Source organism: Wolbachia endosymbiont of Nasonia vitripennis, from assembly GCF_048054115.1.
GTDB lineage: Bacteria > Pseudomonadota > Alphaproteobacteria > Rickettsiales > Anaplasmataceae > Wolbachia.
Window position 1 is genome coordinate 8542 of the sequence record NZ_JAFEVF010000016.1, and the last position, 13102, is coordinate 21643.

The window sequence follows — 13102 nt, forward strand, 5'->3', positions numbered from 1 at the left end:
TCAGTTAATTCATGCCTGTCAGATCAAGTCTAAACTATTACAAGTAAGGCCATTGCTAAAAATCCTCCTTAATAAAAAGGGGCATTAAGTTTCACGTTTCTTACAAAGGATAAGTTATTAAAATTTCAATAATTACACCATTATCAGATAAACTATCACCCAGAACACAAAAATTTTTACACTTTGAATTAGAGTTATTCTTTTCATTTGCCATAACATTCAATATCTAATCATACTGCTCTATGAAGCCTATAAAAAAAGAAAAATAGGGTAAAATTATAGAACTTTGGCTGAATTTTACCTATTTTTTGAGCAGCCCTTCTGCCTTAAAAGAAACCTCTAAGTTTTTTAGCACGGCTTGGATGTTTCAACTTACGTAGTGCTTTTGCCTCTATTTGCCTAATTCTTTCACGTGTAACATTAAAAATTTTTCCTACTTCTTCTAAGGTATGCTCCTTTCCATCTTTACCAAGGCCAAAGCGCATCCTTAGAATTCTTTCTTCTTTTGGTGTTAAAGTTGCAAGAACATTGGTCGTAATACCGCGCAAGTCGGCAAGTATTGCAGCATCCTCTGGTTTAGAAACTCGCTTATCTTCTATACAATCACCGAAGGTACTACTATCATCCTTTCCTGTTGGAGCTTCAAGACTTACTGGATCTCTTGCTATTTTCATAACTTTACGTATTCTTTCTATCGGCATTGCCAATTCTATACTTAATTCCTCTAATGTTGGCTCTCTACCCATTCCATGAGTCATCTTTCTTAATGCTTTATTGATTTTACTGATAATTTCCACCATATGAACTGGTATTCTAACTACTTTAGACTGTTCAGGTATTGCCCTAGTTATTGATTGTTTTACCCACCAAGTACCATAAGTCGAAAATTTATATCCACGTTTGTAATCAAACTTATCTACAGCCTTCATAAGACCAATATTGCCTTCTTGTATCAAGTCAAGTAGATCAAGTCCTCTTTTTGAATACTTTTTAGCAATTGAAACCACTAGCCTTAAATTAGCCTTTATCATCTCTTGCTTTGCTTCAGAGACTTCTCGTTCGTGTTTTTGTATTCTCTTGATTAGCTCCTTAAACTCTTGTACTTTATCTCCTTGTACATAACTCTTAATATTTCTTAAGGCACTAGCTATATATTCATAGTTATCGTTTATAAACCTTAAGAATTTATTTTTTAATTCACCTGTAAAAAGGGACTGATTTTCATTCTTCTTTAAAAGACTGATTTCGCTCAATTCGTGCTCTAAAAGCACAGCACAATAAATATTATAGAAACTTTCTCTATCAATATCGTACTTTCTAGCCTCAGTAATAAGATTAGCTTCTTCAAACGTGATTAGTCTATTTATTTCGTAAAGTTTTTGTGTAATTCTGGCAATAGCAGCATCACTAAACTGAATTTGTAATGCCACAGACCATATTTGATTATATAAATTTTCTAGCTCATTAGAGAAATCTTTAGAATTTTTTTTCAATACCAATGCTTCATTTGTTAAAGTAATGATCTCATCCAATGCTGTGATAACCTTTGGCAATAAATCACTTTCCATTTCAAGAACAGAAATGTTTAAATTCGCTGAACTTATATCTTCACTCTCATTTCCCTTTTCATCGTTGCCTTTTTCCTCATCATCAACATAATCTTTAACATCTTCAGCTTCACTTTCTTCTTTGGCTACCATATTGAAATCAGAGTTATAAATTGCATCTAGATTTATCATTTCTCTCAGCAAAAAAGTTCCCCCACTTAAATCATCACGCCATGTTTTGATCATGTTGAATGCCACTGATGTTTCAATTATTGCACGTAACATGTTATGCTTTTCAGATTCAATTTTTTTTGCTACCTTAATTTCATCTGCTCGTGACAAAAGCTTTACAGAGCTCATATCTTGTAAATAAATCCTTACTGGATCATCATTTTGCACTAAAGTTGTAGTAGTATTCAACGATGTCTCATCATCATCAAGCTTATTACCATCATCATTAGAAGGAGCTTCTTCCTCATCTTCACTACTTTCGAGTATGTTAATTCCAGAGTCTTGCAATAAAGCTATAGTATCATCTATAAAATCAGGTGGAAAACTTTCATCTGACAACTTATCATTTATATCATCAAAAGTGATAAAACCGCCCTTTCTTATACTTTTGGTTACAAGATCTTTGATGATCTTTTTCCTATCTTCCGTACCATTAATAGTTGACATCATTACCTTTACAGTTTATAATTTTATTTCTTATTTATCAAATAAACTTACAATTAGCAAGCTTATAGTTTTATTCTTAATTTATAGTTACTTGCTACTTCATATAGTTTAAGATACTGTCAATTTATTCACACTCTTCTTAATCAACTAATCTCTCCATTCTTACTACTATGGACAATCCAACTGAAAATGTTGCAATTCCAACCACTATAGCAGTAAGCATTAAGACGTGAGGTATAGGATTGGTATATAAGTGAAAATTTGAAGTCAATATAGGAGGTAAAGAACTTTTTACATACCCTAAAGATATGTAAAACAATAAAACAGATGCTTGTAAGACACTTAATCCCATCATTTTTTTGATTAAGTTTTTATCATTTACAATGATATAGAAACCTAGCACCATTAATATAGTAATGCCTACATAATTATATAGAGTCATTGTTTTTTCTTGCGAGCAAAATTTATATATATGATTAACATGGAAGAAGAGACGGTAAGCAATACACCCAGCTCCACTAAGAAAATACCCAATTTTTGACCTGTTCTACTATCAGCTGACAATATACTATAGGATAAAAAATTTTGGCCAAATAAAACTGTTATAATACCAGCTCCTCCATAGGTTAAAATACCTAGTACGTTAGTAAATTTGATAATAGAGTAAGGTATTGCTTTTAAAGTTGTAGGTATATCAAATAACATAGAATATAATATTATCCCAGAAGCAATAATTATTCCCGCCTGAAAACCTCCACCTGGAGTATAGTCACCATGAAACTGTATGTATAAACCAAACAAAATGATAAAAGGTATCATCAAAAATGTTACTGCACTTAATACCGGATCTTTAATCACTTTCTTTCTCTTCTAATATTAACATTATACAAAGTGCAGCAGTAAAAACTACTATAGTTTCTCCAAATGTGTCATAGCCACGAAAGCTTGCTAAAACAGCTGTCACTATATTAGGAATACCAATAGCTTTTTCAGTATTTTCTACATAATAAGGAGCAACGTGCAAGTGAACTGGAGCATTATGACTGCCAAAATCTGGTAATTGAATCATAAAGTATGATAAACATGCAGTCAAAAATAACATAAAAAAAAGTGTTGTGGGGCTATGAGATAAATTTGCTTTGTAATTCTTTACCAAAGAGAGTGCTGCAAACGTAAAGACTGTGCTCAATCCTGCACCAACAGAAGCTTCAGTAATTGCAACATCTGGCGCATTCATAATCAAGTACATAAGTGCAATAAGTGAACTAAATACACACATTAGAACAGCACTTACAACCAAATGTTTCGAAAGAACTATAAAAACTGTAACCGTGAGTAACAGCAAAAGTAATATTAGATTCAGTATTTCTAGCATCTTAACCTTCTTTAATAGTCTTTACTTTTATAATAAGTACGCGCTAAAATATAACTGTTAGTTGAATTGGCTATCCATATTATAAAAATCAATAATATAACTTTAATAGTAGTGATTGAAAATTCATTTTGCCAAGCAAAACCAATCAACAACAACATTGCGCCACTAGAATCTGCAATACCTGCAGCATGTAGTCTAGTATAGAAATCAGGAAATACTACTACTCCTACGCTTGAAATGACTATTAAACAAACACCTAAAAATATGAGAATGGATGCTACCATAAATTATCAAAACAACATTAATCTCATTAGCGCTATAGTTGATATAAAGCTGATGCTAGCATATAGTAATGCTATATCAATTAAAAAAAAATCATTCAGAGTAATCGATATTGCTGTTATGAGTAAAACTACTTGTGTTGATAAACTATTGAATGCTAAAATCTTATTGTACACATCACTTGACCTAAATACTATACAACATAACATTACACTCATACAGAACAAAAGCGCATAGATAGCAATACTAATCATTTATAAGCTATTATAACCTCTGCAGATTTCTAAATCGGTACTTCTTCACCACTATCTTGATCATCTATTTTATCATCGTGGCTTTCTTGACTTACATCCAGACTTGTGTTAAGTTGATGATCAGAAAAATTTAACAAATTTGCTAGCTTACTTGGACTATTAATATAAGTATTATCTGTGTTTCCTTTCATGTGCTCCTTGCACCTTTTCACCAAAAGGTTAAACAACTCATGAGTATTCACCTTCTTTTCTGCTATTTCATACAAAGAAACTATCGTATCCTTATGATCTTTAAACTTAACCATTTCAACGGGATCGCTTGCCCCTGTACTCAAATCATGCGTTCTTTGACTTGCTAGCAGAACCAATTTAAAACGGTTGTGTACCTGTTCTACACACTTTTCTACAATAGACTCAATCATAAAATACTACCTTGATAAACTTTATACTATATCACAAAAAATAAGATGTCAACTTCGGATCTATTGAGATCCAATTCTACATTCTACTTTTTCTTCTTTAGCTTTTACTGATTGATTTTCTGTTTTATTGTAATTGTTATTTCATGATCAAGCTTTTTCAAAAAACCTAACAGTCTCTCTAAAGAAAAACCACTTGTCTTACCACTTTTAATTTGTGACACCTTTGGTTGATCAATACCAAGTTTCTCAGCCGCACAAGCTTGAGTCCAAGTATTTTTTCCTATAATTTTACTTATTATGCTCAGCAATTTTTTTTTTATTGCTTCACTATCCAGATTGTTTAATGATATTGTTTCCATAATTTTTACTCTTACATACCAACTAGCTTTATTAAATATTATATCATAATATTTAATATACCAATATATTAATATTATATAATTTGTCAATAACTATAATGATATACTGATACTCAAAATTTTAAATTGACTATAATTTTTATCAAAATACTAGTAATTTCAAACTATTATTTTGTAAAAAACTTACTATTAAAGAGAATAAGTTGAAATTGCAAAGTTTAAAATACAGAAATAATCATTTTACAAACTCGTTTTAGAGACTGTACATGATCTCAAGAAAGGAATAAAGCAGGAGATAGAGTATGTAAATTATGAAAACAGAGCAAGATGAGTAGGAGAAAAACTGAGTAGAGTTCTGTAGAAAGAAACAAAATCAAGAAGATTTAGGATATATTTTACATAGTGTTACAGGTCCTAAAAAGTGGCTTCAGTGAATCAACAATGTTTTCAAAATGGCAAGATTATTTTAATAAATGAAGTAAAAAACATAGCGGAAGTAAAGAAAGTGTTTTGAAACATATATAAAAAAGTAATTGCAAAGAAACAAATAAAAGGATGTAACTGTAGAAATCTTTGCCGTATTGTCAAAAGGTAAGTCTCTAATACTCTTATAGAAAAGTGTAGACAATTGTGATAAGCAAAATTCAATACTAGCTTACAAATCGTCTTCTTGCTTCCACCGCTTTGCTTCTAAAAAGATTATGAATAGACCCTTATATCCGAAATTTATACCTCTATATTTTAATATAGGGATTCATTTCAATTTTTAAAGTTTCTATTTAATAAGAATGCTATATCATATTCGTAATTTAATTTAAATATCTGTTGCTTCTGAAATACTATTTGGTTAGTAAATAAAATCATGTCTAATACAGAAAAAATGAAAAAGGATGTTGCTGTAATTATGGGAAGCGAGTCGGATTATGGCACTATGGTGCATGCTATTAACCTATTAAAAGAATTGGAAATTTCACATGATGTATTTATAATATCCGCACACAGAACACCAGAGAGACTCTTTAATTTTACTAAGTCTGCTCAAGAAAAAGGCTTTAAGGTTATTATAGCTGGTGCAGGAGGAGCGGCTCATTTACCTGGTATGACTGCATCGCTTACTTATTTACCTGTTATCGGTATTCCTGTGCATAGCAAGCAATTAAATGGGCTAGATAGTCTATTATCTATAGTGCAGATGCCAAAAGGTGTTCCAGTTGCAACAATGTCTATAGGAGAGAGTGGAGCATGCAATGCCGCTATTACTGCTGCATCTATATTGTCGATTTCTAATAGTGAAATTGCAGATAGATTAAAAAAATGGAGAGAGGGGCAAACTAAAGCAGTAAAAGAAAAACCAACATTATAATGGCAATAGTTCTTTTAGATACAAAAACCATAAATCGTATAGCAGCAGGAGAGGTAATAGAAAGGCCTGCAAGTGTGGTAAAGGAATTAGTGGAAAATGCAATAGATGCCAGAAGCTCAGAGATAGAAATTAAGATAGAAAGTGGTGGGCGTAACCTCATTACTGTAATCGATGATGGTAGCGGAGTAAAAAAGGATGATTTAGAACTTGCGTTTATGCGCCATGCTACTTCAAAATTGAGTGACAGTGAATTGATAGAGATCAAGCATCTTGGCTTTAGAGGAGAAGCTTTGCCTTCAATTGCAGCAGTAAGCAGAATAAAATTATCATCTAAGGCAAGCAAAGCAGATCAAGCATGGTCTATAAGGTATGAGGGGGGAGAAAAAATAGGAGAGCTTGTTCCTTATCCTTTATCGATAGGAACATATATTGAAGTACGAGATTTATTTTTTGCCACACCAAATAGACTAAAATTTCTCAAAACCGAAAGGGCAGAAACACAAAGCATTGTTGATATTGTAAACAACTTAGCAATGATCAATTATGGAATTGAGTTTACTCTTATCTCCGATAATAAGAAGCTTCTTAAGTATGCTAAGCAAACCTCATTATTTAGCAGGCTATGCGAAGTAGAAGAAGAATTTCATGAAAACTCTTTGCAAATTAGTGAAGAAGAAGATGGCATTAGACTTACAGGATACATCTGTAAACCTACTGTCAATCGTAGCAATTCAACTCAGATCTATACATTTGTTAATGGTAGACCAATTAAAGATAATCTACTTATTGGTGCAATTCGTTATGCGTATCACGACCTTATTCCAAGCAATAGATATCCTTTTGCAGCGCTGCACTTAGAGATACCGTATGATCAAGTTGATGTAAATGTGCATCCAAATAAATCAGAGGTAAGGTTTCAGAACAAGAGGCTAATATATGAAATAGTGAGAAGAGGGCTAATAAAAGTGCTATCAAAGAGAATAGATCTTGCAGAAACTGTATTGGCCCAGAATGGAACAACAACGAATCATCTATCATCAGATCCTTTTAGTAGGTCTAGTCTTAAAAATGAATTTTATGGAAGAAGGTCGGATCCTTTTGAAAACCAGTTAATGAGAGAATTTACTTCTCCAAATATAGAGACAAAAAGCTTATCAGAACATTCAAAATCGTTTGATTATACTGGTATGCAAAAATCTCCTCCACGAGCAGAAACTACAATTTTGGAAAGGAAACAAACCGATCTAATAAGGGACTATCCACTTGGGTTTGCACACTGTCAAATCTACAATACTTATATTATTGCCGAGGTAAGAGACAAACTAATTATAGTAGATCAGCATGCAGCCCATGAAAGACTAGTATACGAGTGCTTAAAGGAGAAATCAAGTATAAAAAGACAAAAACTTCTTTTGCCTGAAATGGTTGAAATCAAAAGTCAAGCCGGTATGGAAATGATAGAAGTTTATAAGAATAAGCTTTTCGAAATGGGCTTTGATATCGAAATTAAATCAGAAAATGCGATCATAGTAAAAGAAATACCTGCAATCTTAGGGTCAATAGATGTGAAGGAAATGCTAATTGATATAGTGGATAGATTAATAGAAATAGAAGATACTCTACCTATAGAGGATAAAATAAATAAAATACTAGCTACAATTGCTTGTCATGGATCAATTAGAGCAGGTAGAAAGATGAAATTAGAGGAGATGAATGAGTTGTTGAGGCAAATAGAAAAAACACCATATTCTGGACAATGCAATCACGGAAGACCAACCTATATAGAAATGAAATTAAGCGATATTGAAAAGTTATTTGAGCGAAGGTAAGAAATTGTCACAAATGTGTATAGATTATACAACCCTAGTTTCGTCATCTCAAAACTCAGATACACAATTGTTCGAACATTGCAATTTGCAGGTAATTTGTATAGTAGATAATGTCATTCTATTACTTGACGATGATTTATTATGCAGCTACTTGATTAAAATTAAGTTTCCTAAATCCCAGGCATTGTCTTTTATGTTAATAATTAATATACAACTAAAGATACTTATCAAAAACGACAATAAAGAATTCAAAAAAAGCCAGAAATTCTGTGGAATTGACCATATCATATAGAGAAAAAGGAAGTGTATGATCACATCCTTCACTCCGATCATTAATCTGCAAACAAAATAGTTTTGCATTTTTTGATAAGATTAAGTAATATCAGCGTATTAGTTATACAATTAATAATTTTTATGGATGAGCGTAATCCTTGGAATCTTGGAAAGAAACCGTCAGGTTCAAGTAATGAAGATATTTTAAGTAAAGCTGTGTCTGATATAAGATGCTTTTTTAATGGCTTAACCAGAAATAGAGGGAAAAAACCTTATTTCATCATTTTTATTGTTTTGTTGTTTTATCTTTGTACTGGTTTCTATATTGTCCATCCGAGTGAGGAAGGTATAGAACTTACTTTTGGCAAATATTCCAATACAGAAACATCTGGTTTGCGTTATCACTTTCCCTACCCTATTGGTAAGGTTTTTAAAGTAAATGTTAAAGAAGTAAATCGTGAAGAAATTGGGATAAGCAGCTCTTATGGGCGAGATACAGATCGTGGTGAAGGAGTGATGCTTACCGGAGATGAGAACATAGTCAACGTTAACTTTGAGGTCCAATGGAGAGTCAGGGATGCTAAAGATTATTTATTCAAAGTGCGGGATTATAAACCTGGTTTTAGCGTTAAAAATGCTGCTGAAAGTGCTATGAGAGAAATAATAGGTAAGAATACGATCTCTTTTGCACTCGAAGGTCAAGGCAGGGCTGAAATTTCCAGAGATACTATAATTTTATTGCAACAGATTCTTGATGGATATCAAATGGGTATAGAGATTTTATCCGTTCAAATGAAAAAAATTGATCCACCAGAAAAGGTGATTAGCTCATTTAGGGATGTACAAAGTGCTCGCGCAGATAAGGAGCGTACCATAAACGAAGCATACGCTTACAGTAATGATATTATACCTCGTGCAAAAGGTGAAGCAATAAAGATAAAATTAGATGCAGAAGCATACGAGAATGAAATAATAAATGAAGCAAAAGGTAATGCAAATCGCTTTTTATCTCTTTACGAAGAATATAGACAAAATCCTTCTCTTGTTAAGAATCGTATTTATCTTGAAACTATGGAAAATATTTTTAGCAAGGTAGATAAGTTTGTTATAACAGACGATCTGAAAGGTATGTTCTCTTATTTACCTCTTACAAATTTAGGAAAATAGCCATGAGTAGTAATATAAAAATTGTTTTTGCTTTTATATTTGTTGTATTATTGATTGCCTTATCTAATTCAATCTTCGTTGTTCAAGAAACAAAACAAGCAATAGTTATACAACTCGGTAAAGTCGTAAAAGATGTTAGGGACAGTGGTTTATATTTTAAATTGCCATTTATAAATAACGTAGAATTTCTTGATAAGAGAATTTTAGATTTAAGTCCTGATAAAACTCCAAGGGAAGTGATAACTGCAGATCAAAAGCGTATTATAGTAGATGCTTATGCAAAATATAAAATAATAGATCCTATTACTTTTTATCAAACTGTGAAAAATGAATCAGGGCTAGTTAGAAGATTATATCCTGTCATAGAAGCTCACATAAGGGAGAATATAGGAAGATTTTCATTAATTAGTTTGTTGAATGAAAAGAGATCAGAAGTTATGCAATTAATTCAACGTGGAGTTTATTCTGAAGCTGGAAAATTTGGCATAGAGATAATAGATGTAAGAATTAAGAGAGCAGATCTACCAGAAGAAAATAGTTCTGCAATATTCCGCCGCATGCAAACTGAAAGAGAAAAGGAAGCAAAAGAAATTAGAGCAGAAGGAGAACAAGCTGGACAAGAAATTAGATCAAAAGCTGATAAATTAAAAAGGGGAATTGTCTCTAGTGCAGTAAAAGAATCACATGAAATAAGAGGCCGTGGTTATGCTGAAGCAACTAGAATCTATAATGAGGCATTCAAGGTTGATGAAGAGTTTTTTAACTTTTATCGCTCTATGAAAGCTTACAGTAAATCATTTGCTGAGGGTAATACTAAATTTGTGCTTTCACCAAATAATAATTTCTTAGATATTTTGAACAAGGGATGGAAATAGTTTATGAAAAGTAAAGCATTTATTTTATCTATATTTGCATATTTTTTAATTTCATTTTCTTCATATGCTAATCTGTTTGCAAAAACAGTTGCAGATCCTGTATGTAGTTGTAATAAAGGGCTTGCTGATATAGTGGAAGAACTTATTCCCGCAGTTGTAAATATTTCAAGTGAGCAAATAGTTAAGCAAGAAAATAACAGTAGAACTAAAATTCCCTTTACGCCAAGAAATAATTTCTTTGATGACTTTAGAGAATTTTTCGAGCATTTTGATCAATTTTTCGATAGAGCTCCTAGCATTAATAGAGAAGTGACGTTACTTGGGTCTGGATTTATTATAGATAAAAGTGGAACCATAGTAACCAACTATCACGTTATTAAAAATGCCCAAGATATTACAGTTACTATGAACGATAATACTTATTTCAAAGCAGAAGTTTTAGGCTATGATGCAAAAACTGATCTTGCTGTGCTTAAGATTAATTCTGATAAAGATCTTCCTTTTGTTGAATTTGGTAATTCTGATAAAGCAAGAGTTGGTGATACAGTTATTGCAATAGGCAACCCTTTTGGTTTGGGTGGCTCTGTAAGTACAGGAATTGTGTCTGCAAGATCTAGAGACATTAGTATTGGTACTATGAATGAATTTATTCAAACTGATGCTGCAATTAATAGAGGTAACTCAGGGGGACCACTATTTCATCTAAATGGAAAAGTTATAGGTATTAATACTGCTATTTATTCCCCATCTGAGTCTGGCGGTAACGTGGGTATAGGCTTTGCTATACCATCTAATCTAGCTATTTCAATTATTGACACATTAAAAAGTGGTAAAAAAATAAAACATGGTTGGCTTGGCGTGCAAGTTCAGCCTATAACAAAAGAATTTGCTGAATCCTTGGGTTTAAAAGATATCAAAGGTGCATTAGTTGCAAGCGTAGTAAAGGGCAGTCCTGCAGAGAAAGGAGGAATCAAAGTAGGTGATATACTATTAGAGTTTGACGGCAAAAAAATTGATAGAATGACGCAATTACCTCATATGGTTTCACGAACTGAGCCCGGAAAGAAAGTACAGGTTAAGTTACTTAGAAAAGGTAAAGAAGTCAATATCAAGGTTGCAATCGAGGAATCTACAAATGATGATTCAGGTAATAATCAAGAAGAAAATAAATCAACATCTAGTTATATAAGTGGTTTAACCGTTTCAAATTTGCCAAAAGAACTAAAAAAAAATGCACCCACAAAGGGTGTAGTAGTTACTAGTGTAGATAGTAGTAGTAATTCTACACTACGTGTTATTAAGAAAGGTGATATAATTATCCAACTAGATGGAATCGATATTGAAAATACTAATGATTTTCAAAAACAAATTGATTCAGCAGTAAAAAAAGACGGCAAAGATTCAGTAATGTTGCTTATTTACCGCAATGGAAACCAGTTTTTTACTTCAATCAAATTGAAGAAGTAGCTATTTATCTAGCTGGTCATGAAAAAATTGCTTGACAAATTTAACTAGCTTCTTTATCCTGAGGGTAAGGGTGTTTCTGTAGATTAATAAAATTTATCCCTATACTGAAAACCTTTCCAACGAGGTTATGGAAGAACTAGATTTCAGTATCAAGCACTGGAACGATATCATCCATAAGATGAAAGAGCTGGAGTGGTAAGAAGTTCGATAATACAAAGCATTTTTATGCTCAGTTGTAAAAAAACAACTTTCTTTCACAAGTTAATTTATAATTAAATTAGTGTAAAATATAATTATATTTACTGATCATCAGTATTAATCAATAATTAATACCCATAAATTAATTATATCTAATCGCAAAGGGAGGTGGAGATGCGTTTTAAACTAGAAAAAGAAGATATTCCACAAAACGATTGTAATAATAGAATTGGTCGTAGGGTACCTGCACAAATAAGATTAAATAACAAAACAACATTTAGCCTGCCTAGTGTATCTTACATTATCATCGACAACAATATTGGTCTGAGTTTTCAAATTTGGGATTTGAAGCATGACGTGGCAAGTATACTAAACGACTTATCTCAAGAGCTACAACTAAAGCTAGAAAGCGTAAGAAATGATTACAAATTCGCTTTAGTTACTACCTCTGATCAACCTTATTATTATTACTATGATGGCAACGATACTATGATAGATACTATTGATCGTATACCTCATGGTTACACAGATGGTTTCTATGTTAACGCATATAATCGTGAAAGCTGTAGTATTTATTATGAACTGCTAGAAAACAGGAAGGTTTTAATAGATCCAAAAGACATAATTAGTAGCGAAAATGTCAGTCTTATTTTGGAAGATCTTAAAAGTTCACCTGATAAAAGACTCAAAATAAAAATAGGAGACTATTTGTTTAAAGAATCAAGAAATATATACAAATTATATAGGAGCGCTCAGGTATATAATTTAACTGGTGGAAAAGTTGGCATATTGAATGATATCCTTTCAGCATTTACTCGTATAAGCAATACATTCCAGTTATTCCCTTTTCATGAAATGGAGAGCTTGAAAGCACAAGATACCTATTTCGCAGTAAAAAAGTTAGGCAATAGTTATGTTGGTTGCATATCGTATGAAAATAGCACATGCAAAAATTTTTATAATTTTAACTGTAATAGTTTAGACTTGATCTGACAAGCAAACAAAGTAAGATA

13 protein-coding genes and 1 pseudogene are annotated in these 13102 nt (G+C 32.1%); 6 read left to right on the forward strand and 8 right to left on the reverse strand.

Annotated elements, in window-relative coordinates:
* Positions 1 to 326: 326 nt before the first annotated feature.
* The 8 genes and pseudogenes from rpoD to JR053_RS03365 form a co-directional block, all read right to left on the reverse strand.
* On the reverse strand, positions 327 to 2225 hold the full coding sequence (gene rpoD, locus JR053_RS03330) for an RNA polymerase sigma factor RpoD (protein ID WP_010404278.1): 1899 nt from the start codon (positions 2223 to 2225) through the stop codon (positions 327 to 329).
* A gap of 139 nt (positions 2226 to 2364) precedes the next feature.
* Positions 2365 to 2667, reverse strand: a complete 303-nt coding sequence (locus JR053_RS03335) for a cation:proton antiporter subunit C (RefSeq protein ID WP_010404276.1) — start codon at positions 2665 to 2667, stop codon at positions 2365 to 2367.
* Positions 2664 to 3083, reverse strand: coding sequence for a Na(+)/H(+) antiporter subunit B (locus tag JR053_RS03340; RefSeq protein WP_010404274.1), 420 nt, complete (start codon positions 3081 to 3083; stop codon positions 2664 to 2666). Before JR053_RS03340 ends, JR053_RS03335 begins: the two co-directional genes overlap by 4 nt.
* Positions 3076 to 3600 carry a DUF4040 domain-containing protein gene (locus tag JR053_RS03345; RefSeq protein WP_010404272.1) on the reverse strand — a complete coding sequence of 175 codons (525 nt, stop codon included), beginning with the start codon at positions 3598 to 3600 and terminating at the stop codon, positions 3076 to 3078. Before JR053_RS03345 ends, JR053_RS03340 begins: the two co-directional genes overlap by 8 nt.
* Positions 3601 to 3611: 11 nt before the next feature.
* Positions 3612 to 3884: a monovalent cation/H(+) antiporter subunit G gene (locus tag JR053_RS03350; RefSeq protein ID WP_010404270.1), complete on the reverse strand. Its 273-nt coding sequence runs from the start codon at positions 3882 to 3884 to the stop codon at positions 3612 to 3614.
* Positions 3885 to 3890: 6 nt separating this feature from the next.
* Positions 3891 to 4136, reverse strand: coding sequence for a monovalent cation/H+ antiporter complex subunit F (locus tag JR053_RS03355; RefSeq protein WP_010404268.1), 246 nt, complete (start codon positions 4134 to 4136; stop codon positions 3891 to 3893).
* Positions 4137 to 4165: 29 nt separating this feature from the next.
* Positions 4166 to 4558, reverse strand: a complete 393-nt coding sequence (gene rpoZ, locus JR053_RS03360) for a DNA-directed RNA polymerase subunit omega (RefSeq protein ID WP_010404265.1) — start codon at positions 4556 to 4558, stop codon at positions 4166 to 4168.
* A gap of 60 nt (positions 4559 to 4618) precedes the next feature.
* Positions 4619 to 4917: pseudogene (locus tag JR053_RS03365) on the reverse strand (helix-turn-helix domain-containing protein).
* 862 nt (positions 4918 to 5779) lie between these two features.
* Here JR053_RS03365 and purE point away from each other — a divergent pair.
* The 6 genes from purE (at position 5780) to JR053_RS03395 (ending at position 13082) form a co-directional block, all read left to right on the forward strand.
* On the forward strand, positions 5780 to 6280 hold the full coding sequence (gene purE / locus JR053_RS03370) for a 5-(carboxyamino)imidazole ribonucleotide mutase (RefSeq protein ID WP_007302433.1): 501 nt from the start codon (positions 5780 to 5782) through the stop codon (positions 6278 to 6280).
* On the forward strand, positions 6280 to 8109 hold the full coding sequence (gene mutL / locus JR053_RS03375; RefSeq protein WP_010404258.1) for a DNA mismatch repair endonuclease MutL: 1830 nt from the start codon (positions 6280 to 6282) through the stop codon (positions 8107 to 8109). Before purE ends, mutL begins: the two co-directional genes overlap by 1 nt.
* Before the next feature lie 414 nt (positions 8110 to 8523).
* Entirely contained in the window at positions 8524 to 9549 is a 1026-nt protein-coding gene (hflK, locus tag JR053_RS03380; RefSeq protein WP_264375971.1) for an FtsH protease activity modulator HflK, read from the forward strand.
* Positions 9550 to 9551: 2 nt separating this feature from the next.
* Positions 9552 to 10424, forward strand: a complete 873-nt coding sequence (hflC, locus tag JR053_RS03385) for a protease modulator HflC (RefSeq protein WP_010407101.1) — start codon at positions 9552 to 9554, stop codon at positions 10422 to 10424.
* A 3-nt stretch (positions 10425 to 10427) separates the two neighbouring features.
* Entirely contained in the window at positions 10428 to 11891 is a 1464-nt protein-coding gene (locus JR053_RS03390) for a DegQ family serine endoprotease (RefSeq protein WP_010407098.1), read from the forward strand.
* Between the two features lie 372 nt (positions 11892 to 12263).
* Complete coding sequence (locus tag JR053_RS03395; protein WP_416603556.1) at positions 12264 to 13082, forward strand: hypothetical protein; 819 nt, start codon at positions 12264 to 12266, stop codon at positions 13080 to 13082.
* The last annotated feature ends 20 nt before the right edge of the window (positions 13083 to 13102 follow it).

Coding starts and splice junctions, on each gene's coding strand:
- JR053_RS03395 (WP_416603556.1), top strand. CDS start 12,264: ATGCGTTTTAAACTAGAAAAAGAAGATATTCCACAAAACGATTGTAAT.
- JR053_RS03355 (WP_010404268.1), bottom strand. CDS start 4,136: ATGATTAGTATTGCTATCTATGCGCTTTTGTTCTGTATGAGTGTAATG.
- JR053_RS03350 (WP_010404270.1), bottom strand. CDS start 3,884: ATGGTAGCATCCATTCTCATATTTTTAGGTGTTTGTTTAATAGTCATT.
- JR053_RS03390 (WP_010407098.1), top strand. CDS start 10,428: ATGAAAAGTAAAGCATTTATTTTATCTATATTTGCATATTTTTTAATT.
- mutL (WP_010404258.1), top strand. CDS start 6,280: ATGGCAATAGTTCTTTTAGATACAAAAACCATAAATCGTATAGCAGCA.
- JR053_RS03345 (WP_010404272.1), bottom strand. CDS start 3,600: ATGCTAGAAATACTGAATCTAATATTACTTTTGCTGTTACTCACGGTT.
- rpoD (WP_010404278.1), bottom strand. CDS start 2,225: ATGTCAACTATTAATGGTACGGAAGATAGGAAAAAGATCATCAAAGAT.
- hflK (WP_264375971.1), top strand. CDS start 8,524: ATGGATGAGCGTAATCCTTGGAATCTTGGAAAGAAACCGTCAGGTTCA.
- hflC (WP_010407101.1), top strand. CDS start 9,552: ATGAGTAGTAATATAAAAATTGTTTTTGCTTTTATATTTGTTGTATTA.
- JR053_RS03335 (WP_010404276.1), bottom strand. CDS start 2,667: ATGACTCTATATAATTATGTAGGCATTACTATATTAATGGTGCTAGGT.
- purE (WP_007302433.1), top strand. CDS start 5,780: ATGTCTAATACAGAAAAAATGAAAAAGGATGTTGCTGTAATTATGGGA.
- rpoZ (WP_010404265.1), bottom strand. CDS start 4,558: ATGATTGAGTCTATTGTAGAAAAGTGTGTAGAACAGGTACACAACCGT.